Here is a 22,506-nt window from a genome sequence, read left to right as displayed (position 1 = left end):
ATACTTGCGCCGCTTGAGCTGCGCACCGATCGCGGAGCTTGCAGTGCAGTTGTTACAACGTCGTTCGCTACCTTCCATACGCGCCAAGCTGGTGACGCTCGTGCTGGCGTGCGCCTTGCCGATCCTGATCGGCTACCTCGTGTTCGCGCGCGACGCCGACCACCGCGAGCGCGCCCACATCGCCGAGGACGCGGAGATGATCGCGCGCGCCCTGGCCGCCGCCGTCGACCGCGACCTCGCCAACGGCGAAACGGCGGCCCGCACCCTGGCCAACCAGACCAACCTGGCGACGGGCGACCTGGCCGCCTTCCACGCGGCCGCGCGCCGCCTGCTGCGGCCCGAATTCCCCGCCTACGCGGTCGCCGTCAGCGCGCCGGACGGCACCGTGCTCCTCGACACCCGCCACGCCCTCGGCAGCCTCCTGCCGGCGCGCGGCAACGAGGCCGATATCCGCGCCGTGTTCAACACCGGCGACACCGTCATCTCCGGCCTGCACCGCGGCGACGCCACGCAGCCGTGGGTGATCTCGATCGCGGTCCCGGTCTGGCACAACGGCAAGGTGGCGTATGCCTTGAGCGTCGACCTGCGCCCGCGCCGCCTGCAGGAACTGCTGGCCAACCAGAACCTGCCGCCGCACTGGCGCGCCCTCGTGTTCGACAACCACCGGCGCCTCGTCGCGTTCCGCGGACACACCGAACACGCGCTCGGCGACTCGATGCGGCCGGAGCTGGCCCGGGCGCTGACGCGCGCGCCGGTCGGCATCGTCGAACTGCTCGACCACGGCCCCCAGCCCATGTACTCGGCCTACTCCCGCACGCTGGGTCACGACTGGGCCGTGGCGATCAGCTTCCCGCGCCACGCGGCGCGCGAAATCCTCGGCCCCGATCCCGCCACGACGCTCGCCTGGATGGCCGTCATGCTGGCCGTCAGCCTGGGCCTCGCGTGGCGCATCGGCGACTCGATCGCGCGCTCCGTGCGGGCGCTGACGGAACCGGCGGCCGCGCTGGGACGGGGCGAGGCGCTCGTCATCCCGCCGCTGGCGATCCGCGAGGCGGCCAGCGTCGCGCGCGCGCTGCACAAGGTCGAGGGCGAGCTGCAGCAGTACCGCGCCGGCCTCGAATCGCTCGTGGCGGAGCGCACCAACGAATTGCAGCGCTCCTCCGCCATGCTGGCCACCGTGTACGCGACGGCGCCCGTCGGCCTCGCCTTCGTCGACCGCAGCCTCAAGGTCGTGATGATCAACGACTACCTGGCGGCCGTGAACGCGCTGCCCGCCAACGCCCACGTGGGGCGCACCTTGCCCGAACTGCTGGGCGAGCGCGGCGTCCATCTCGAGAAGCCGTACCGCGAGGTGCTGACGACGGGCCGGCCGCTGATCGACGTCGAGGACAGCGGCGACACGCCGGCGGAACCGGGCGTGATGCGCCACTGGATCTGCAGCTACTATCCCGTGTTCGGCCCGGAGCGCGAACTGGTCGGCATCAACGTCGTGGTGCTCGACATCACGGAACGCAAGCGCCAGGAACAGCGCAACCGCGACAACGAGGAGCTGTTCCGCACCCTGTTCGAGGGCTCCGGCGACGCGCACGTGCTCATCGCCTACGGGGCCGGCTTCCTCAGCGCCAACCAGGCGGCGATCGACCTGTTCGGCTGCGCCGACGCGGACGAATTCCTCGCGATGGCGCCGGCGACCAGCTCGCCCGAATTCCAGCCGAACGGGCGCCGCTCCGACGACCTGTGGCACGAGGCGATGCGGCGCGCGCTCGACACGGGCGACTGCCGCTTCGAGTGGATCTACCGGCGCCGCGACGGCTCGGACTTCCACGCCGACGTGCTGCTCAACAGCGTGGACATCGGCGGCCGCGGCATCGTGCAAGGCACCATCCGCGACATCACGGCCCGCGTGGAGACGGCCGCCGCCCTGCGCGCCGCCAGCCGCCGGCTGGAGGAAAGCGAACGCATGATCCGCACCGTGACGGACCACCTGCCCGCGCTCGTCGGCTACTGGGACGCCGACCTGCGCTGCCGTTTCGCCAACAAGCCCTATCGCGACTGGCTCGAACGCGACGCGGACGACGTCGTCGGCCGCCCGATGCACGAGCTCGTGGACGAGGAACAGATGGCCGAAGTGCAGCCCTACCTCGACGGCGTGCTGCGCGGCGAACGCCAGTTCTTCGAGCGCCGCCTGGAGCGCAAGGGGTCCGGCAAGGCGATCCAGGCCTGGGGCAGCTACATCCCGGACGTGGACGCGGACGGCCGCGTGCAGGGCTTCTACATGCTCCATGCCGACATCACGGAACTCAAGCGCACGCAGTCGCAGCTGGAGGAAGCGCTGCGCGCGGCGGAAGCGGCCAGCAGCGCCAAGGGCGAATTCCTGGCCAATATGAGCCACGAGATCCGCACGCCGATGAACGCCGTCATCGGCCTCGCGCGCCTGCTCGAGGAGGCGGACCTGGGCCGGCGCGAACGGGGCTATGTCGCGCGCATGCAGATGGCCGCGAAATCGCTGCTGTCGATGCTGAACGACGTGCTCGATTATTCGAAGGTCGAGGCGGGCCAGCTCGTGCTCGAGCAGACGCCGTTCGCGCTGGACGACGTCCTGTCCAGCATCGCCGCGATGTCCGCCACGAGCGCGTGGAACAAGGGCATCGAACCCGTGTTTGCAATCCACCCGGACGTGCCGGCGCGCCTCGTCGGCGATCCGATGCGCCTCGGACAGGTGCTGCTCAACCTCGTCAGCAACGCGATCAAGTTCACCGAGCGGGGCGAGGTCGTGCTGTCGATCGAGCCGGCGGGCGGCGCCGCCGGACCGGTCGCCCTCGCCTTCGCCGTGCGCGACACCGGCATCGGCATCGCGCCCGAGCAGCAGCAGCGCATGTTCGAGGCATTCTCGCAGGCCGACAGTTCCACGAGCCGCAAGTACGGCGGCACGGGCCTGGGCCTGGCGATCAGCCGGCGCCTCGTGCGCCTGATGGGCGGCGAGCTGCAGGTGGAGAGCGTGCCGGACCACGGCGCCACATTCCGCTTCGCCGCCACGTTCGGCGCCGACCCGCACGCCGCGCCGGCCGCGCCGGCGGACGGGCCGCGCCTGCGCGTCCTGGTCGCGGACGACAACGCGAGCGGCCGCGCCGCGCTGGCCGGTCTGCTCGCGGGACGCGGCTGGGAGGTGGCGACGGCCGCCGGCGGCGCCGACGCGCTCGCGCAGCTGCGCACGGCCGGACCGTTCGACCTCGCGTTCATCGACAGCGTGCTGGGCGACCTGGACGGCGCCTCCGTGATCGCGTTCGCGCGCGCCGACCGCGCCATCGCCATGCCCCGCTGCGCGCTGCTGGCGGCCGACCCGGAACGCGAACGCCTCGACGCGCTGGCGGCCGACCTGCGCATCGACGCCGTCCTGGCCAAGCCGTTCACGCGCGGCGCGCTGGCCGACGTGCTGGCGGAACTGCACAGCGGCGCGCCGGCGCCGGCCCCGCAACGCGCGCTCCCGCTGAGCGGCCGGCTCGCCGGCCTGCGCGTGCTCGTCGTGGAGGACAATCTGCTCAACCAGGAAGTGGCCAACTACGTGCTCGTGCACGCGGGCGCCAGCGTCGATTTCGCGGCGAACGGCCGCATCGCCGTCAGCATGCTGGGCGAGAACGCGGCCCAGTACGACGCCGTGCTGATGGACTTGCAGATGCCCGTGATGGACGGTTTCGAAGCGGCGGCCGCCATCCGCGCGATGGGGCTCGATACGCTGCCCGTGATCGCGATGACGGCCAATGCGCTGGACGAGGACCGCAGACGCGCCCTGGCCGCCGGCATGAACGATTACCTCGCCAAGCCGATCGACGTGGACGAACTGGTCGACACCCTGATCCAGGTCACGGGCTGCCCGGCGGCGCCCGCGGGCGAGACGGAGGGTGCCGAACCGCCGTCCGGCCCGGCCGTGCCGGCGCACATCCCGGGCGTCGACCTGAAGGCGACGCTGCCCCGCTTCGGCGGGAATTTCGCCAGCTTCGCCGCACTGTTCAAGCGCTTCGAGCAGTCGCAGGGCGGCGCCGTGTCCGACATCCGGGCCCGTCTCGAGGCGGGCGACCGCGCGGGCGCGGGCCAGGCGGCGCACCGGCTGCGCGGCGTGGCCGCCAACCTGGGCGCGACGGACGTCGCCGGCCAGGCGCTGGAACTGGAGCAGGCGCTGCGCAGCGAGGACGCGGCGGCGCTCGCGCTGCGCCTGGCCCGTCTCGATGCCGCCCTCGCGATCGTGCTGGAAGCGGCGCGCGACCTGCCCGAGCCGGAACCCGCCGCCGCCGAAGCCGGTCCGGATACGGCCGCGACGTCCGCGTCGACCGAGGATGGCGCCGTCCTGCGTCGGGAGTTGGCGCAGCTGCTCGATTTGCTCCACAATAACAACATGAAAGCGATGGCGCAGTTCGACGCGGTGCGCCCGGCCCTCGCCCGGCTCGAACCCGGCAAGGTGGCGCCGCTGGCGGACGCGGTGGCGACGCTGCAATTCGAGCAGGCGGCCCAGCTGGTGCGCGCGCTACTGGATACGAAGGAGGATGCATGAGCTGGACCGATATGGCCCTGAACGGCCGCATCCTGGTGGTCGACGATGCGATGGAAAACATCCAGATCCTGCACGGCGCCCTGCAGGACGAGCACGAGGTACTGTTCGCGATGGACGGTCCGCGCGCGCTCGAGATCGCCCATACCCAGCGCCCCGACCTGATCCTGCTGGACGCCGTCATGCCGGGCATGGACGGTTACGCCGTGTGCAAGGAATTGCTGGCGTCGCCGGAGACGAGCGACATCCCCGTGATCTTCGTGACGGCGCTGAAGTCGCCCGAGGACGAGACGCGCGCGCTGGGCGCCGGCGCCGCCGACTTCATCAGCAAACCCGTCAACGCGGCCGTCGTGCGCGCCCGCGTGCGCACGCAGCTGACCGTCAAGCGCCAGCGCGACGCCCTGCGCGCCCTGATCCTCACCGACGCGCTGACCGGCGTCGCGAACCGCCGCGCCTTCGACGAGCGCCTCGACGCCGAATGGCGCCGCTGCGGCCGCGCCGGCCTGCCGGTGGCGTTGATCCTCGTCGACATCGACCATTTCAAGCTGTACAACGACCATTACGGCCACCAGGCCGGCGACACGACGCTCGTGCAGTTCGCGACGGCCATGCGCCACGCGGCCGCGCGCACGCAGGACCTCGTCGCGCGCTACGGCGGCGAGGAATTCGCGATCCTGCTGCCGCAGCTGGACGGCCGCGGCGCGACGGGCGTCGCGCACCGGCTCATGACGGAGCTGGAGCACATGGCCATCCCGCACGACGCGTCGCCGACGGCGCCGTACCTGACGGCCAGCATGGGCATCGCGTGCATGGTGCCGGGCGAGCACAGCATCCCGGCCGACCTGATCCAGGTGGCCGACGCCCTGCTGTACCAGGCCAAGGCCGAGGGCCGCAACCGCTACCGCCTGAGCGGCGCCGGCTGCGGCGCCTGAACCTTCAGGCGTAGCGGCGCACGAGGAATTCGGCCACGCACACGGGCTTCGTGCCGCCCTCCCGCTCGACCGTGACGGCGAGCGTGAGCTGGCAGGAATTGCCTTCGTCTTCCAGCTTCGCCAGCACGATGGCCCCGCGCACGCGGCTGCCGGCCGGCACCGGCGCGGGAAAGCGCACCTTGTTCAGCCCGTAGTTCACGACGAGCTTCGCATCCAGCATCACGAGCACGTCGGCCAGCATCGACGGCAGCAGCGACAGCGTGAGGAAGCCGTGCGCCACGGTGGTCCCGAACGGCGATTCGCGAGCGGCGCGGTCCGGGTCGACGTGGATCCATTGATGGTCGTCGGTGGCGTCGGCGAACGTGGCGATGCGATCCTGGCCGACTTCGAACCAGCGCGAGCGCCCCAGCTCCGTGCCCACGAGGGCGCGCAAGGCGTCCAGCCCGGTCACTTCATGCAGGGCCATCGCGGCGCTCCCCGCCGGGCCGGCGCCCGAACATGCCCATGCCCTCGATCGTGCACACCGTCTCGCCGCGCTGGTTGACGGCGACCCACATCGACCAGACGACGCCGCGGTCAAGCTTGGACGCCGACGCCTTGACTTGCACGGTCCGGTAGCGCACGTTCAGGGTGTCGCCCGCGCGCACGGGCGCGAGCCAGCGCACGCCCTCCAGTCCCGGCGACCCCATGCTGGACGACCGGCCCAGCAAGCCGTCGACGACGAGGCGCATCATCATGGCGCACGTGTGCCAGCCGCTCGCGATGACGCCGCCGTAGATCGACTGCGCGGCCGCGTCGTGGTCGACGTGGAACGGCTGCGGATCGTAGTCGCGGGCGAACGCGACGATCTCGTCTTCCGTGACGGTGCGCGTGCCCAGGTCGATGTCCTGGCCCGGCTCGAAATCCTCGAAATACCAGTATTCCTTCATGCCGCCTCCTCGTCCCGGTCGAAGCCCGGCTGCGCGATGAAGCGCGCCAGGTGGTGGTCGCTGTCGCCCAGGGTCAGCTCGATCGTCGACAGGCGCTTGAAATAGTGCGACGCCGGCAGCTCGTCCGTCACGCCCATGCCGCCGTGCAGCTGGATCGCGTGCTGGCCGACGAAGCGCGCCGCCTGGCCCACGCGGTACTTGGCGGCGGCCGCGGCGCGGCGGCGTTCGGCCGCCGCCTTGCCGCCGCCGGCCCCGCGCGCGTCGTCGGCCAGGCGCACGGCCGCCAGCAGCGCCATCGAACGGGCCTGCTCGAGGTGCACGTACATGTCGGCCATGCGGTGCTGCAGCGCCTGGAATTTGCCGATCGGGACGCCGAACTGCTGGCGCGTCTTGAGATAGTCGAGCGTCGCCGCGAACAGCGCGTCCATCGCGCCCACCGCTTCCGCGCACAGCAGCCCCACGCCGTAGTCCGCCGCCGCTTCCAGGACGGTCCAGCCGGCGTCCGCCGCGCCGATCACGGCATCGTGTTCGACGCGCACGTCGCGCAGCAGCACGTCGGCGGCGCGCTGGCCGTCCAGCAGGCGCACGTCGCGCAGGACGACGCCGGGCGCATCGGCCGGGACGGCGAACAGCGTGATGCCGTCCTCGTCGCGCTGGGCGCCGCCACTGCGCGCCGACACGACCAGGACGCCCGCCTGGGCACCGTGCAGCACGACCTTCTTCTCGCCGTTCAGGCGCCAGCCGGCGCCGTCGCGCGTGGCGCGCGTGGCGACGTCGCGCAGGTCGTGGCGGGACTGGCGCTCGCCCAGCGCGCAGGCCAGCTTCAGTTCGCCGCCGGCGACGCGCTCCAGCAAGCCGCCATGCGCGCCGCCGCGGCGCAGGAACTCGGCGCCGAGCATGGTCGCGACGTACGGTTCGACGACGAGGCCGCGGCCCAGTTCCTGCATCACGACGAACATGTCGACGGCGTCCCCGTCGAAGCCGCCGTGCGCTTCCGGCAGCGGGAGCGCCGTCAGGCCCAGCTCCGCGAGCGTGCCCCAGGCGGCGACCGACACGCCGGCCGGCGACGCGACGATGGCGCGGCGCGCTTCGAACGTGTAGTCGCGCGCGATCCAGCGCTTGAGGGCGTCCGCCAGCTGCAGCTGTTCTTCCTTGAAGTTGAAGTCCATGTCTTTCCTCACAGGCCCAGAATCATCTGGGAGATGATGTTGCGTTGGATCTCGTTGGAGCCGCCGTAGATCGACGTCTTGCGGTAATTGAAGTAATGCGGCAAGAGCGGTGCGGCAAAATCGTCATCGATGACGCTGTGCTCGCGCTCGCCTTCGAGGTAGGCCGCGTCGAACGGCAGCGCCAGCGGACCGGCCGCCTCGACCATCAGTTCCGACAGCCGCTGCTGGATCTCGGTGCCCCGCACCTTGAGCACGGACGCTTCCGGGCCCGGTGCCTTGTCGGCGTCGGCCAGCACGCGCAATACGGTCATCTCGAGTGCCATCAGCTCGATCTCCAGCTCCGCGACCTTCGCGGCGAACAACGGATCCCGCAGCAGCAGCGCGCCATTCTTGTGTTCGCGCCGCGCCAGCGTCTTGAGGCGGGCCAGCTCGCGCTTGGACCGGCCGACGGCCGCGATGCCCGTGCGCTCGTGGCCCAGCAGATACTTGGCATAGGTCCAGCCCTTGTTTTCCTGACCCACGAGGTTAGACACCGGCACGCGCACATTGTCGAAAAAGACTTCGTTCACTTCATGATCTTCGTCCAACATGATGATCGGACGGACGGTGACACCGGGCGCATGCATGTCGATCAGCAGGAAGGAGATGCCCTCCTGCTTGCGCACGGTGGGGTCGGTGCGCACGAGGCAGAAGATCATGTCGGCGTGCTGGGCCAGCGTCGTCCACGTCTTCTGGCCGTTGACGACGTAGTGGTCGCCGTCGCGTGCCGCCGTGGTCTTGAGCGACGCGAGGTCGGACCCGGCGCCCGGCTCGGAATAGCCCTGGCACCACCAGTCCTCGCAGGAAAGGATGCGCGGCAGATAGTGATCCTTCTGGGCCTGGCTGCCGAACGCCATGATGACGGGCGCGACCATGTTCACGCCGAACGGCAGGATGGGCGGCGTGCCGGCGCGGGCGCATTCCTCTTCGAAGATGTGGCGCTGCACGGGCGTCCAGCCCGGCCCGCCGAATTCGCGCGGCCAGCCGGGCGCGACCCAACCCTGGCGCGCCAGGATGCGGTGCCAGCGCACGTAGTCCTCCTTGTGCAGGCGCAAGTGGTTTTGCACCTTGTGGCGCAGGTCGGCCGGCAGCTCGGCCTCGAGGAAGGCGCGTACCTGGTCGCGGAAGGCCAGGTCGTCGCCCGTATAGGTCAGGTCCATCTCGTCTCCTTTGTTGTGCCGGCCAAAAAAGCACGACCGTTCCAAAGATTGTACCTGAAATCAAGGGACGAGAAAGAACGCGGGGCCCCAAAAGCAACGCCCCCGCGGGCGCGGGGGCGTTCGTGGAAAAACTGCCGCGGATCAGGACTTGCGGCGCCGGACGACGCCCAGCGCGCCCAGCACGCCGGCCATCATCAGCGCGATCGACGACGGCTCCGGCACGGCCGCCACTTGCGCGGCCGGCAGGGCCACCGGCATGTCGAGGCCGAGGCCCGAGCCGTTGCCGGCACCGTTCTTGGCCGGGATCGGCAGCTCGACGATGGCACCGCCCTGCTCGCCGCTGGCGACCGGCGTGATCACCGTCGCGCCATTGCCCGAGTTGCCATCCGAGTTGCCATAATTGCCGGAAGGCGCACCGTCGACGCTGTTGCCGCCGCCCGTCGATCCGCCTCCCGTCGTGGATCCACCGCCGCCGCCGCCGCCCGACGCGCTACCGCCGCCCCCGCCACCGCCACCGCCACCCGAGGCGCCCTTCTCACCGGCCGCGACGATCTTGCCGTCGCTGGTGGACACGACGGACATGCCGTTACCCAGCATCGCCGCGAGCTTGGCATTGCTTGTGCTCAGCAGATACGTGCCTTCGATACCTTGCGAATACGACAATTTGACTTCCGTGCTGGCCTGGCCGACGCTTGCGCTCGCCTTCTGGTACAACGCCTGCGCCAGATTGCCGCTGCCATAGGCCGCCCCGCCGACGAGGCTCACGCCGCTCGACAGGACACCGGAACCGACCACGTCCGAACCGTTGCCGCCGGTCCAACCGGACAGGAAGCCCGATTGGGCCGCTGTCGAGACGACTTCAGCCTGGGCTCCGCATGTGCTCCCGAACAGGAGAGCCACCGCGATGAGGTAACGAGTTGCCATAATGAACTCCTTGCTCAGTGTGAAAAGTTATTCTTAATTTAACTGCTGAGTGAATGTAGCACACCTGAAAAAAAGACAATTTTCAATTGAACAGCATGAAAAAAGGCGGGACTCCCAAGGGGAGCCCCGCCTTTCGCCATCCTTTCCGGATGAATATTTCTACAAATTTCTATTGCATAATTAACACTCTTTGACCGCCATTCTATTTCAGAATTGACAAATACGGCATGGCGCGCGATGCCATCCGGGTGTCGGCCTTCAGCATGCCGGTCTCGTCGGCCAGGATGTGGGCGGCCTCCTGCAGATAGACGTCCTTGGCGTTCTTGGCGGCCTTCTCGGCGGCCAGCTCGGCCGTCAGGCTGCGCTCGTCGCCCTGCAGGCCGTCGTCGGCGCCCGCCAGGCCTTTCAGCGCAACGTTCGTCTTCTTGGGACTCGTGGGCGTCGGCACCTTGCTGCGCGGTTCCTTGCTGCCCGGTCCCGCCGCCGGGTCGTCCGCATTGTCCTTGCCGGCCAGCCGGGCCTCGCGCAGGCGGGCCTTGGCTTCCTGCTTTTCGCGCTCCTTGCGACGCACGGTCTCGTTGAGCGAGATCACGTTGTCCTTGCGCAGCTTGAGGGCCTCGGCGATGTCCTGCTCGATGTCGAGGAAATCGCGGTCCTTGGCGACGCGCGCGTCATGCTTCTTCTGCAGCGGATTGAACAGTTCCTTGATGTCGCCGGCCGGCATGTAGGTCGCCGGCTTGATCTGCGTCCACGGCAGCGCGTTGTCGTACGACGACTCGCCGAAGTTGTCGTCATCCGACGTGACGGGGAACTTGATGTCCGGGGTGACGCCGCGCAACTGCGTGGTGCCGCCGTTGATGCGGAAGAACTGGGCGATCGTCATCTTGAGTTCGCCGTACTTCGCCTTGCTGTCCTGCGAGAAGCGGTCGAGGTTGATCAAGGTCTGCACGGTGCCCTTGCCGAAGCTCGGCTCGCCGATGATGATGCCGCGGCCATAGTCCTGGATCGCGGCGGCGAAGATTTCCGACGCGGACGCGGAACCGCGGTTGATCAGCACGCCCATCGGGCCGTCCCACGCCAGGCCGGCATCCGTGTCGCTTTCGACCTCGACGCGGCCTTCGGCGCTGCGCTGCTGCACGACCGGGCCCTTGTCGATGAACAGGCCCGTCAGTTCGACGGCCTCGATCAGCGAGCCGCCGCCGTTGTTGCGCAGGTCGATCAGGACGTTGTCGACCTTCTCCTTCTTGAGTTCGCCGAGGATGCGCTTGACGTCGCGCGTGGCGCTCTTGAAGTCCTTGTCGCCGCGGCGGCGCGCCTCGAAGTCCTGGTAGAAGGTCGGCAGCTGGATCACGCCGATGCGGCGCTTCACGCCGTTATCGGTCACCTCGATGATCTTTTTCTTGGCCGACTGTTCTTCCATGCTGATCTTCTGGCGCACGAGCGACACGGTCGTGTGCTTGCCGTCCAGGCCGGCGGCGGCCGGCAGCACGTCCAGGCGGACCGTCGAGTTGCGTTCGCCGCGCACGAGCTGCACGACGTCGTCGATGCGCCAGCCCATCACGTCCGTGAACGGGCCGTTGCCTTGCGCGACGCCGACGATGCGGTCGCCCACCTTCAGCTTGCCGGACTTGTCGGCCGGGCCGCCGGGGACGACTTCGCGGATCACGGTATAGTCGTCGCGCGACTGCAGCACGGCGCCGATGCCGTCCAGCGACAGGCGCATGGCGATGTCGAAGTTCTCGGCCGAGCGCGGGCCGAGGTAGTTTGTATGCGGCTCGATCGCCATCGCGTACGCGTTCATGAACATCTGGAACACGTCCTCGTTGTTGAGCTTCTTGAGGCGGTTCTGGTAACCCTCGTAGCGCTTGTCCAGCGTCTCGCGGATCGATTTGTCGTCCTTGCCGGCCAGCTTCAGGCGCAGCCAGTCGTTCTTGACGCGCTTGCGCCACAAGTCCTGCGCCTCGTCCTCGCTCTTCGGCCACGCGGCCTTTTCGCGATCGATCTGCAGGGTCTCGTCCTTGCCGAAATCGAATTTACCCTCCTTCAACAGCTGACGCGCAAACGCCATGCGGTCGAAGAAGCGCTGCTGATACAAGTTGTAGATCTGAAAAGGCACCGTCAGGTCTTCGTTGTTGATGGCGTCGTCGAGCTTGTTGCGGACGGGCGCGAAGCCGTCGATGTCGGCCTGGGTGAAGTACAGCTTCTCGCTGTCGAGCGCCTTGAAGTAGGCGTCGAAGATCTTCGCGGACATCGCATCGTCCAGCGGCATTGCCTTGTAGTGGTAGCGCGCGAGCACGCGCGACGCCCACAGCGCGGCCTGGGTCTGGGCGGCGGATGGCTTGAGCTGGACGATGGCGGCCTTGTCGGTCTGGACGGCGGCAACCTTTTCCGGTTGCGCCGTGACCACGTGGGCCGACATGGCAAACGCCAGCGCGACCATCAACATCTGCTTCTTCATTCTCTAGGTTCTCCGGACGGGATATTCAATGGCGATCGCCAGGCGGGAGGCTGGCAATCGCGCCGACACAGCGGCGGATGCAACCCATTCTACAGGATAGCGCAGCGGCGCAGAGCCGGCTCGCACGCGTCTTCAGCCGAGCTTAAGTCTGGACGCCGCCGCCGCGGCTACGCTTTTACAAATCGAAACAAACTCGTTTCATGCCAACAGAAGGCCAGGCCGGCCGCGGCGATGATCAACAGATACGGCCAGCTGCGCAGCGCCAGCTTCCAGTCGACGGGCGACGGCCAGAACGACAGGAACTGCGGCGCCAGCAGCAGGGTGAGCGCCAGGTCGGCCGGACCGAAATGCCACGCCGCGCGCGTGCGCCACCAGGCTACCGCCAGCGGCACCAGCAGCACGAGGAACGGCGCCAGCGCGGCCGGCGCCGCGTTATACCAGCGCAGGTTGGCAAACGACACCGACCCCAGCTCCCACGTGCGGCCGCTGCGGCGCGGAATGACCGTGAAGCCGACCGGCTCCGCCCCCAGCAGCAACCCGACGGCGAAATGCGCCAGCTCGTGGCAGAACGTGCCGACGGCACTGAACAGGAAGAACACGGGATGCGCTTTCGTCACCATCCAGATCAGGAACGCCAGCGCCAGCGACGGCACGAGGTAGAGCCCGATCTCCCCGAGGCCGCGGGCCCAGGCGGGCAGATGGACGGCGCAAGCAGCCAGCCAGGACATCGACGGCCCGGATCAGCCCGTGTAGAAACAGCGGCCGCAGGCCTGGCGATAACGCTCGTTGCCGCCGATGCTGACCTGCTCCCCTTCGCGGATGCGGCGGCCTTCCGGATCGACCCGGATGTTCATCGTCGCCTTCTTGCCGCACGAGCAAATATTCTTGATTTCCTCGATATCGTCGGCCAGCGCCAGCAGATAGGCCGAGCCGGGAAACGGCTCGCCGCGGAAATCGCTGCGCAGGCCGTAGCAGATCACGGGCACGCCGCGCACCTGCGCCAGTTGGTGCAACTGCACGACCTGCTCCTTCGTCAGGAACTGGGCTTCGTCGACGAGCACGCAGGACACGGCCGGCGCGCGTTCCAGGAAATTGGTCTGCTTGTCGAACACTTCCGTCTGGCGCTGGGGGCCGAGACGCGACGTGATCTGGCCGACGCCGTAGCGGTCGTCGATGGCGGCCGTGTACAACTGCACCTTCTGGCCCTGCTCTTCGTAGTTGTGGGCGACTTGCAGCAGGGAGGTGGATTTGCCGGCGTTCATCGCCGAGTAGCGGAAGTAGAGTTTGGCCACGGGAAGCGATGTTTGAATCTCGAATCCCGCGATTATAGCGACAGGATGCCCGGCCACGCCACCATCCCGCCGCAGGCGCACGGTCACGCTGCGCCGCTCGCGACGATCAGGCATTCATCGCCTTCGAGGTCGAGGAGCGCCGGACCGGCGTCCTTGCCGGTCCGGGACGGTGGGCCGTCAGCCGCGCCGGCGGCGTGCCGCCAACCCCAGCAACGTCATGCCCACCAACATCATGCCGTACGTGGCCGGTTCCGGCACCGCGAGCACCACGTTGTTCGCCGTCGGCCAGTATTCGCCGCCGTCCGTGCCCAGCGTCACGGACGACAGCGGCGCCGTCGAGACGAAGCCCACGAAAGATCCCGTCGTCGCGCCCGTCAGGTCATACGTGAGCGTGCCGCCGTCGATGGCCGTCAACACCATCGTCCCATCCGGCACGAACTGGCCGGCGATATCCGACGCGAAGAAATTGCCGCCGAAGGCGCTCACCCCGCTGCTGAATTGCGAGAACACGATGGGGTTATAGCGGGTGTTGTTCGACAGCCAGAAATCCGTCGGGCCGCCCGCGCCCCAGATGCCCGTAGCGGAATACGCCTGGTAGTTGTACGCGCCGGCGGTACGGTAGACCGTGTCGCCGTACGGCGCCACGGTCAGGTCGTCGAAGGTATCGGTGCCCGGCGCCGACACGGCGGCGAGGAACGCGCTCTCGGAGGTGTAGACCGTGATGGCCGCCTGGGCCCCGGCCGCGGCGCACAGCAGGGCGGCGAGACACAACGGTTTCAATGAAAACAGCGATGGGATACGCACGATGCACTCCTTGTGTTGGTTGACAGCCGAGTGGCCGTCTCAAGTAAAACTCAGGAATGCAGGGTGCATATTTGTTCAAACCGGCGTTTTAGCCCGCCTTTGCGCTACGTATAACGTGCGCCGAAATCGGCTTCGAGCTTGTCGCGCGCGCGACATCGTCACGGGACCTCCTTCGCTATCAGGCGCCGCCCAGCGCGGCGAGCTTCTGGCGCAGCACCTCGTTTTCCGTCATCAAAGTGGCGACGCGGTCCTTCAATTCGCCGACCTGCGCGCGCAAGGCCTTGACCTGGTCTTCCGGCGAATCCGGCACGGTCTCCTTCTTCGGCTTCGCGCCCGCCTTCTGCTCGCGCACCTGGCGCGCGGCCTGCTGCAATTCCTTGCGTCCGCCGGCGACGGCCGCGACCTGCGCCTCCGGCGGCAGCGACGCGACGCTGGCGGCCGCGCTGACGGAAATCGTCCCGCTGCGCACGGCATCCACCAGTTCCGGCGCCGCCGTCTTGCGGATGCGTTCGATCTGGCTCAGCGTATTGGCCGACACGCGCGCGGCCTTGGCCACGTCTTCGCGCGTGCTCCAGGGCGGGTCGGACGGATCCTCGGCCGGCTCCTGCGCGGCGGCTTCCGGCGCGGCGTCCGCGGGTTGCAGCGCGGCGCGCTGCGCGGCGCGCGCGGCCACGATCTCCTTCTTGCGCAGCGCGAGCATGCCGCGCTGGAAATCGGACACGCTGCGGCGTGCGAGATTATTGTCGATCACCCACAGCATGACGTCTTCGAGCGAGTCGAACTTGTCGTTGGCGACCGTGCGGAACGGGATGCCGTGCTTGGTGCAGATGTCGTAGCGATTGTGCCCGTCGATCAGCACGTCGCGCCACAGCACGAGCGCGTCGCGGCAGCCGTCGGCCAGCAGGCTGCGTTCGAGCGCCGCGTATTCGACGGGCGTGAGGGGATCGATGAAAGAGCGGAGTTCTTCGTTGATCGTGATATTCAAAGCGTTTCCTGTGCATGTCCTGCCGCGGCATCGGGGCCGTGGGCGTGTCGACCCGCATGCTACACCATGCGTGCGCCGGGTTGAAGGGAAGCGTTCGCGTCAAGCGCGCGCGCCACCCGCGGCGACTGGGAACCTGTGGAAAATGGAGCGCGAGGGATCCGGTCCGGCCGACGGGCGGCGGCGAATCCTCGCAGGGGGCGAAAAGATGGTGAGGGAATCCGTGGTGCCCGGAGCCGGGATCGAACCGGCACGCCATTGCTGGCACGGGATTTTAAGTCCCGGGTGTCTACCAGTTTCACCATCCGGGCAGCGCGCAGGATTCTAGCACAGCCAGACCCGTTCAGGGTCGAAAATGCAATACCGACCGCGTGCCGCTTGCTCTGTTGATTGCTGCTTTGAAAGCGCCACGGCCTCAACGCGCCGGTACGTAATCGAGCAGAAAGTACGGAATCAAACAATACATATCCCGTACCGGCTGCCCGGACAGGCCGCGCCGGGGAAAATAGGCGCTCAGGTGGTCGGCTTCCATCCTCAGCTGGTAGATCAGGCGGAATTCGACCGCTTCGCCCGTCTTCGCGGTACCACGGACGACGAATTCGGCCCGGTCGTTGCCGGCGAAGCCGGGGACGGGTGTGTAACGCCAGGCCGCCTGGCGCCCAGGTGTCGTCCGCTCGGGAGCCAGCTTGCCGTGCAGCGGTTTCGCGACCAGTTGCTCGACCGCGCCCTCTTTCAAGTCGATGATGTCAGGCGTCTCGTGCAATCCCATCATGAACGCATCGTTCAGCGGACGAAGCTCGTTGCCGCTCAGGCGCCCATTTGCCGGCATTGCCTGGCAGAGCTGAAAACTGGCCTTGGCGACGTCGTCCGCCTCGGCCTCGTCTTCCCGATGCTCGACGCCGAACTTGCGGACCAGGCTGCCGAGATCGTTCTCGGGCAAGGTACCGCATGGCACGTTGACGTCATGGCCGCCGGCGCCGCCGACGACGACCCCGCCGTACTCGTCCTGCGGCGCAGCCGGCTCCTCGTCCGCCAGCTGGCTGACCGCATACACGCGATAGTCGGCCCCGCCCGACCGGAAGCTCAATTGATGGCTTTCGTAAAACGCGGAGCGAACGTACTCGTGCGCGACCCGGAACCTGTCGAGCGAGCCTGCCCGCGTTTTCGGAAAAACCAGCTCGGGTTTGTCGTGCGAGCCGAAACGGTATTGCAGATAGTCGCCCGGAAGCGCCGCGCCGCGCCTGGCGTCCTCGCCGGCCCGTCCGCATACCGACAGCAGTTTGGGACTGTCCTTGATCCGGCAATTGAAAAACACCGTTTCGTCCGGCGCGCACAGGGAATCCGCTGCGCTCGCACGGCCGGCGACCACGCACAATGCCAGCCCGATCATGCCAACCCTCAGGGCGACGCGGGCGGTTATTTTTTCGTCAGCCATCGTAATTCCGCTTTTCCTCGTTCGTTCAAAAACGGCTGTATCGCCTCGGGCGACACGAAGACAGTCTGCATGCACTCGGGCCGCAACGTATCCCCCAGCAGGAATTCGATGCCGACTTCGCTGACCTGAATGCCCGCCGCCGACGATTCATCGTACAGCGCGCGGCAATCGCCGCCCGCGTGAGCGGCTTTCACCAAATAATCCTTCAGGTTCGCCGGCAGCACACCCGTCCTGCCCACGACCGGCAGCGGCAAATCGGCGCTACGATCCGACCCGACGCCGAACCAGCGCCACGGATCGATCTCGCCCCCGCTGACCACGTTCCAGGTACGCGATCCGTCTTCCGCCCCTGATGCGCCTGCGCCGGCAAAATCACGGTGCAACCGGATCGTGACCGATCGATCGGTCCATTCGACCGGCTCGGCCGTGACGGTGTCGAACACGTAGCGGCCTTCCGTCCTGACGAGTTCTCGCAACTGTTGGCGCTGTGCCGCGTCATCGCCCGGCAGTTCGGCGCGCAGTTGCCGGTTGATGGCCGCGATGCCCGGCGCTGCGTCGATCAGTTCTACCAGCTGGACGCCGGCGATCGAAACCGGACGATAACGCTTTTTCCCGAGATATCTGACCGATCCCACTTTCACCTTGAGGGCTGCCTGCTCCAACGGGAGGTTGTACGCGTCGCTGCCGCACGCTTGCATGGCGCTCGTGCCGGGCAACCGCGTCAGCCGAACGGGTAAATCCTTGCGGCCGTCGCTGCTGCGCCATGCGCCCTCCAGATGGTTCCGCTGCGGGGAAGACAATGACCAGCGCGCGTCGGCGCCTTCCGCCCATTCGCCCTCGACCGTTTGGGGTGTCAGGGCAATCGGCGCCAAATAGCGGACATAGTAATAGCTCCCGTGCCGTTGCCCGTCGTCGCTGCGCGCGTCGAAACAGGCGACGATTGGGCTGTTTCCGAGCGTTCCGGACCACACCCCTTGCGCACCGGCTTCCAGCGGCGTCGCCAAACTCGCACCATGAAGCGCAGACAGGAAAAGAATCGGCGCCCGCAGCGATAAAACCTGTTTGATCAAGACCGTCGACTCCCGTTGTCATCATCCATGGCTTCGTTCTCCTTCGGCGCATGTCTCGCCTGGACGATCCGTCACGACGGCGTCAATCCCCGAACTTATGCGCTGCCCGCGGCCATGCCCGGACCGCTGAGGATATGGCAGCGCGGTCCCGCGTCGCCCGCGCACGGCTTGACGCTGCGGTTGGCGAGGTAGCGAAAGCGCAGGCCCGTGGCAGGATCGTGGAATTCGCGCCAGCCCGCCCCGGGCGTCGCACGCAGTTCGGTCAGCCTGTCTCGATAAGTCTGCGCGACGCATGCCGCATCGTTGCACCGGTTGCGCGCCGCGAGCCAGCGGCGCTGGGATGCCGTCACATCGGCCGGCGTCCGTGCGAGCGAGAGCATGCGGCGATACGTGTCGGCCATCTCGTTGTCCAGCGCCGCGAGATCGTCGCGGCTGCAGATCGTCTTCTCGATCCGGGACAGCGATTCGCTGTCGCAGTCGAAGCTCGTCGCGTGCGCGCCCGTGCAGGCCATGATCGGTGCGAGCCACACCGCAAGCCGACGCATGACAGCGATCATGGCCGGGCATCCCTTCCTGGCCTGCACCAGCGGATCCGGCTAGGCGCAGCCGTGCATGTGCGGCGCAGGTCGGCGTCCATGTCGCCGGGCGCGTTGCACACGTAGGCGTAGGCCCGCCCGGTCCAACGATAAACCTCGTTGCCACAGTAGCCCGGGCCGCCGAGAATGAGTTCACGATAGCCGTGCGTGACTGCCGATCCCACGTCGAGAACGCCGATCAATTCGGCGAGTTGCGTCCACCGGCCGGCCGCCTGTTGCAGCACCGTATTGCGGTACTCCGAATGGCCGTAACAGATCGCGTCGGCGCTGGTGACGATTACCTGCGGCACCGCCTTGCCGGTCAACTGGACCGTCGTGAACTGCGGTTCGATGGCGCGTCCGCACTCGTTGCGCCAGGCTTGGCCCTCCCGCGTGTAGCCGGCGGCCGCCAACATGGCATCCCTGGTTGCCTGCGACAGGACGGGCGGCGGCGGGGGGAGCGGAAACGGTCCCTTGCGCGGGTCCCACGCGCCGATCTCGACATACCGGCGCAGCAGGGGAACCACATCGCCGCTATCGCATCCCTGGGCGTCGATCAGCGCGGCTATCCTGGTCCCTTGTGCTGCGCTTCGCCGGTCCGCCTCGGCCTCGGCCTGTGCCGACGACGAGCCGCCCGCCTGCAAGGTCCGGACGAATTCCTTGCGTGCCGCTGCGAGTTTTTTGCCGAATCCCGCCTTGTCCTCCATGGAAGGCGGCTGGCACGCCAGGGCCGCGGTTTCGATGGCGCTGAACTGTTCGTAGACGAACGCGGCGTCCAGGACGTTCCGCGCGCCGCCATGGCAGCTCACGCCGAGCAGCGCTGCGGCGACGGCCCCACGCAGGGGCTTCGAATTTCTTTTCGTCCCGGTCTCACCGTCCCCCGACATGAAATTCGACCATCTGATCGTCCTTTGCATCGTTCTGTGGACTTCACTCCGACGCAAGGTCAGCATGCGGACACCGCCGCCGCCAGCACCTCGTCCAGCACGGGCGCCGACGGCCCCTGCAATCGGCCCAGCGGGGTGTCCAGCAGCGGATGGCCGAGCGCGGGATTGTCCAGGCCCGCGGATGCGCGCAGGCGCAGCACGGCCAGGATCTCGTAGGGGTCGTACCAGAACGCTTCGAACGGAAGGTCGAATTCCATGTCGGTGTCCGTCGACCGGCATTGGTGCGTGTGGCGGTCGCACGCGGCCAGGAGCACGGGTGCGAGATCGGCCGCAGGCGCCGAGCGCCAGTTCGCCAGCAGGGTGTCGAATTCCGGCACGCCGACATCGCCTTCTGCCGTGCCATTCCCGTCTTCGATCAGGCGCAGGACAAAGCGCTGGGTCGCGCGCTGGTACCCTTGCGCGCCGTCGGGGAAGCCGCGCATGCTGTCCATCCAGCGGGCGCGCCGGGCGAGATCGCGCGCGTAGTCGGTCCAGCCCAACGCCAGGCAATCGCCGGCGACGCCGCCGAACCACTCGAGCCCCGGCGCGCCCCAGTTCTCGCCGCCGTCGGCCGCATTCCGTTCGATGGTTGCACGGCGCGCATCCATCTGCATCGCCAGCGACCAGTAACCGTATGCCACCGCACGGCGCCATTCGGCCTCCCAGCCGTCCTTGCCGCCAAGCGCGAGACGGATCGCCTCGCGCCTGAGCGTGACGAATACCACCCACAGGTCGTCGCCGAAACGGTGCATCGAATACGTAAAGGTATCGTTGTCCAACACGTATTCGAAGCCCAGGCCTACACGGCTCACCCGCTGGATGTCGTCCAGGCGCGCCTGTAGAATCCTGCTGTTGAAACCGAACGTCAGCTTCTTGAGATAGGCGCTCGGCTCGGGAAAGCCCGCGGCGACGCCGGCGGCCGAAGGTGAAGGCATTTGTTGTCCTCGACTAGGTGATTATTGATGTCGGAAGCGCCCGCCTCACCGGACTGGGCACAGGGCCGGCCACCCAGGACACGAGGCAGGCATCGATCGCCGGCAGTGCAATTGTTGCATTTGCGAAACGATACGCGACTTTGGCACCGTTCGGCAAGGCCTCGGCCACTGTGAGTGCGTCGACGGCATGCACCGCGCTAACGGACGGCCGTCGTCGGCCATCTGCGCTACCATCCCCCCATGTGTGGACGATTCGACCAAAGCCAGACGGCGCGTCACTACGCCAACCTGATCGGCTGGACGGACGCCGTCTTCGACAGCGCATCGAAACCGACGCCGAACGCGGCGCCTGGCTCGTATCGGCCCGTCATGCACGTGCAGGACGGCGAGCATCGCGTGGACGACGTCTTCTGGAGCTATCGCGCGCGATGGGCCGAAGGCAAGGTGCCCATTGTCATCAATGCGCGCCTGGAAAAGCTGGCGAACCGTTACTGGTCGCGGCTCGTCAAGAACGGGCGCGGCATCGTGCCGGCCGAGGGCTGGTACGAGTGGACGGGAGAAAAGGGTCACAAACAGCCCTGGCACATCCACCGCAAGGACCATCGTCCCCTGTTCATGCTGGCCGTCGCCAACTTCGGGCCGTTTCAAGAGAATCGCGCCGAGGCCGGCTTCGTCATCGTCACCGACGACGCGTCCGGCGGCATGCTGGACATCCACGACCGCCGCCCCGTCGTGCTGGATGCGGAAGACGCCAGGCTGTGGCTCGATCCGGACCTGTCGCCCCAGCAGGCGATCGAACTGGCGCGCCATGCCGCCGTGCCGGCCGACGCCTTCGAATGGTACAAGGTGAGCACGGCCGTGAACCGGGCCGGCGCGGAGGGGCCCGGGATCACGACGCCCCTGAACGATTGACGCCGCCTCCAATGAAAAACGGCCCGCGCGCGTGGAGCGTGCGGGCCGCGGTGTGCGTCGCCCGGGACGAACCCGGGCCGCGCCGGCTTAGTGCTGGTAGGCGCCGATGTCGTAACCCGTCGTCGAATTGCGGGGCTTGCCGTCCAGGTCGGTCGGGTAGGCATTCGTCGCGGTGCCGCGGCCGATTGCCGGGGAGCTGCTGGTCAGGTGGAAGTCGGGCGTCGTCGCCGTGCGCGAGTAAGCCTTGAGCAGGGGATCCGAGCTGACCGTCGCCGTGGCCACGAGACCATTGCGTAGCGAGATGTTGTACTTCGAGTTCTTGTACACGAGATTGTTCTTGTACACATTCTGGGTCCCCGTCGTGCCCTGCTCCGAGATGCCGTAGACGTTGTCGTACACGATGTTGTTCGCAACAAAGATGTAGTTCGCGCCGGCCGTCGTGTAATAGAAGTCGCCGCCGCCGATCACCATGCCGAAGGTCGACGAGGTTGCCGTGTTGTCGGTGATGGTCACGTGGTTCGCGTCGTGCCACAGGTGGATCGCCACCGCGCCCACGCGGTACACGAGGTTGTTCTTGATCGAACCCGACGTGCTGAAATAGATGCCCTGGACGTAGGTGCAACCGGCCGGGCCGATGTCGTTGACGACGTTGCTGATCACGTCCGTCAGCACGCCGTGGTAATAGCTGTCCACGCCGATCGCCGAACCGCCCGCGCTCGTGCAGGTGACGGATTTCGCGATGTTGTGGACGTGGTTCTCGGCGATCATGCCGTACGAACCGCCCGTGTAGATCCCGTGCGTCCACTTGGTGCCGCTGAGCGAGTTGGTGCCGTCGACGTCGAAGCCGATGATGCTGACGTAGTTGCCGCGGTTGTCCCACGCGTTGTTGTTGTAGGAATAGGACGGCGGAACGATTTTCGCGCCCCACTTCGTCGTCGACACCCAGTAGATGCGGGCCGTGCTCGTGCCGCTGGCCGTCGTCTTGATGCCGCCGGCGTAGGTGCCCGGCGCGACCCACACGGTCGTGCTCGGCTGGGTCGCGGCCTTGGCCGCGCGGGCCAGGGTCTTGAACGGCGCGGTCTTCGTGCCGGCCGCCGAGTCCGAACCGGTCGGCGACACATAATAGTTATAAGTGGTGGCCGGCGTGGTCATGGCCAGGGCGTTGCCGCCCGCGGCCAGCAGCACCGCGGCGCTGCAGCTCAGCAGAGTGTTGAGACGAACGTTCGAAGCAAAATTCAGCAGTTTTTTCATCAGAAAAGATCCATACATCAAGTGAGTGAAGATAACCCTTTGATGCAAGGAAACTGACTAAGTTCAAGCTTTTCTAAAAAAAATTTCCTATGGTAATGAACAGATAAGGATGAGCGGTCTTCGGCGGCCGAAGGAACGAAAAAGGCCCGGTTCGGGAAGGACCGCGTCCT

Annotated in this window: 19 protein-coding genes and 1 tRNA gene; 3 read left to right on the top strand and 17 right to left on the bottom strand. The window is 67.4% G+C overall.

The genetic code is table 11. The annotated features are described in order from the left end of the window. The first annotated feature begins 43 nt into the window (after window positions 1-43). Window positions 44-4,546: a PAS domain-containing protein gene (locus ISF28_RS00750; protein WP_370663364.1), complete on the top strand. Its 4,503-nt coding sequence runs from the start codon at window positions 44-46 to the stop codon at window positions 4,544-4,546. Next, window positions 4,543-5,475, top strand: coding sequence for a diguanylate cyclase domain-containing protein (locus ISF28_RS00745; protein WP_198115233.1), 933 nt, complete (start codon window positions 4,543-4,545; stop codon window positions 5,473-5,475). The genes ISF28_RS00750 and ISF28_RS00745 overlap by 4 nt, the downstream gene beginning before the upstream one ends. 4 nt (window positions 5,476-5,479) lie before the next feature. Here the strand turns inward: ISF28_RS00745 and ISF28_RS00740 are convergent, their stop codons facing one another. From ISF28_RS00740 to ISF28_RS00665, 16 genes are all read right to left on the bottom strand, one after another. Beyond that, window positions 5,480-5,941, bottom strand: coding sequence for a MaoC family dehydratase (locus ISF28_RS00740; RefSeq protein WP_198115232.1), 462 nt, complete (start codon window positions 5,939-5,941; stop codon window positions 5,480-5,482). Then, a complete protein-coding gene (locus ISF28_RS00735; RefSeq protein WP_198115231.1) occupies window positions 5,928-6,404 on the bottom strand; it encodes a MaoC family dehydratase in 477 nt (158 codons plus the stop codon). The genes ISF28_RS00740 and ISF28_RS00735 overlap by 14 nt, the downstream gene beginning before the upstream one ends. After that, window positions 6,401-7,573, bottom strand: a complete 1,173-nt coding sequence (locus tag ISF28_RS00730) for an acyl-CoA dehydrogenase family protein (RefSeq protein ID WP_198115230.1) — start codon at window positions 7,571-7,573, stop codon at window positions 6,401-6,403. The genes ISF28_RS00735 and ISF28_RS00730 overlap by 4 nt, the downstream gene beginning before the upstream one ends. A gap of 8 nt (window positions 7,574-7,581) precedes the next feature. Continuing rightward, window positions 7,582-8,772 carry an acyl-CoA dehydrogenase family protein gene (locus tag ISF28_RS00725; RefSeq protein ID WP_198115229.1) on the bottom strand — a complete coding sequence of 397 codons (1,191 nt, stop codon included), beginning with the start codon at window positions 8,770-8,772 and terminating at the stop codon, window positions 7,582-7,584. A gap of 141 nt (window positions 8,773-8,913) precedes the next feature. Further along, on the bottom strand, window positions 8,914-9,696 hold the full coding sequence (locus ISF28_RS00720) for a PEP-CTERM sorting domain-containing protein (RefSeq protein WP_198115228.1): 783 nt from the start codon (window positions 9,694-9,696) through the stop codon (window positions 8,914-8,916). A 202-nt stretch (window positions 9,697-9,898) separates the two neighbouring features. Continuing rightward, window positions 9,899-12,154, bottom strand: coding sequence for a carboxy terminal-processing peptidase (locus ISF28_RS00715; protein ID WP_198115227.1), 2,256 nt, complete (start codon window positions 12,152-12,154; stop codon window positions 9,899-9,901). A gap of 167 nt (window positions 12,155-12,321) precedes the next feature. After that, the gene (locus ISF28_RS00710) at window positions 12,322-12,882 is read right to left on the bottom strand and encodes a hypothetical protein (RefSeq protein WP_198115226.1); all 561 of its coding nucleotides are present in this window, start codon (window positions 12,880-12,882) and stop codon (window positions 12,322-12,324) included. A 12-nt stretch (window positions 12,883-12,894) separates the two neighbouring features. Further along, window positions 12,895-13,446 carry a thymidine kinase gene (locus ISF28_RS00705; protein ID WP_198115225.1) on the bottom strand — a complete coding sequence of 184 codons (552 nt, stop codon included), beginning with the start codon at window positions 13,444-13,446 and terminating at the stop codon, window positions 12,895-12,897. Between the two features lie 177 nt (window positions 13,447-13,623). Continuing rightward, window positions 13,624-14,250, bottom strand: a complete 627-nt coding sequence (locus ISF28_RS30285; protein WP_370663363.1) for a PEP-CTERM sorting domain-containing protein — start codon at window positions 14,248-14,250, stop codon at window positions 13,624-13,626. Window positions 14,251-14,428: 178 nt separating this feature from the next. Then, a complete protein-coding gene (locus ISF28_RS00695) occupies window positions 14,429-15,235 on the bottom strand; it encodes a hypothetical protein (RefSeq protein WP_198115224.1) in 807 nt (268 codons plus the stop codon). Window positions 15,236-15,456: 221 nt separating this feature from the next. After that, window positions 15,457-15,543 (bottom strand) — tRNA-Leu (locus tag ISF28_RS00690). 104 nt (window positions 15,544-15,647) lie between these two features. Next, a complete protein-coding gene (locus ISF28_RS00685) occupies window positions 15,648-16,667 on the bottom strand; it encodes a hypothetical protein (RefSeq protein ID WP_198115223.1) in 1,020 nt (339 codons plus the stop codon). Then, window positions 16,649-17,737, bottom strand: coding sequence for a hypothetical protein (locus ISF28_RS00680; RefSeq protein WP_198115222.1), 1,089 nt, complete (start codon window positions 17,735-17,737; stop codon window positions 16,649-16,651). The genes ISF28_RS00685 and ISF28_RS00680 overlap by 19 nt, the downstream gene beginning before the upstream one ends. A gap of 95 nt (window positions 17,738-17,832) precedes the next feature. Beyond that, entirely contained in the window at window positions 17,833-18,282 is a 450-nt protein-coding gene (locus ISF28_RS00675) for a lysozyme inhibitor LprI family protein (protein ID WP_198115221.1), read from the bottom strand. Between the two features lie 8 nt (window positions 18,283-18,290). Further along, a complete protein-coding gene (locus tag ISF28_RS00670) occupies window positions 18,291-19,265 on the bottom strand; it encodes a hypothetical protein (RefSeq protein WP_198115220.1) in 975 nt (324 codons plus the stop codon). Continuing rightward, a complete protein-coding gene (locus ISF28_RS00665) occupies window positions 19,259-20,173 on the bottom strand; it encodes a hypothetical protein (protein ID WP_198115219.1) in 915 nt (304 codons plus the stop codon). The genes ISF28_RS00670 and ISF28_RS00665 overlap by 7 nt, the downstream gene beginning before the upstream one ends. A gap of 240 nt (window positions 20,174-20,413) precedes the next feature. On the opposite strand from ISF28_RS00665, the gene ISF28_RS00660 reads away from it, so the two are divergent. Next, complete coding sequence (locus tag ISF28_RS00660; RefSeq protein ID WP_198115218.1) at window positions 20,414-21,085, top strand: SOS response-associated peptidase; 672 nt, start codon at window positions 20,414-20,416, stop codon at window positions 21,083-21,085. Window positions 21,086-21,172: 87 nt separating this feature from the next. Here ISF28_RS00660 and ISF28_RS00655 read toward each other — a convergent pair whose 3' ends face one another. Further along, entirely contained in the window at window positions 21,173-22,336 is a 1,164-nt protein-coding gene (locus ISF28_RS00655) for a choice-of-anchor Q domain-containing protein (protein WP_229518789.1), read from the bottom strand. Window positions 22,337-22,506: the final 170 nt, after the last annotated feature.

This window comes from Massilia rhizosphaerae, from assembly GCF_016093545.1.
Taxonomy (GTDB): Bacteria; Pseudomonadota; Gammaproteobacteria; order Burkholderiales; family Burkholderiaceae_D; genus Telluria; species Telluria rhizosphaerae.
This window is presented reverse-complemented; position numbering and strand designations above follow the sequence as displayed.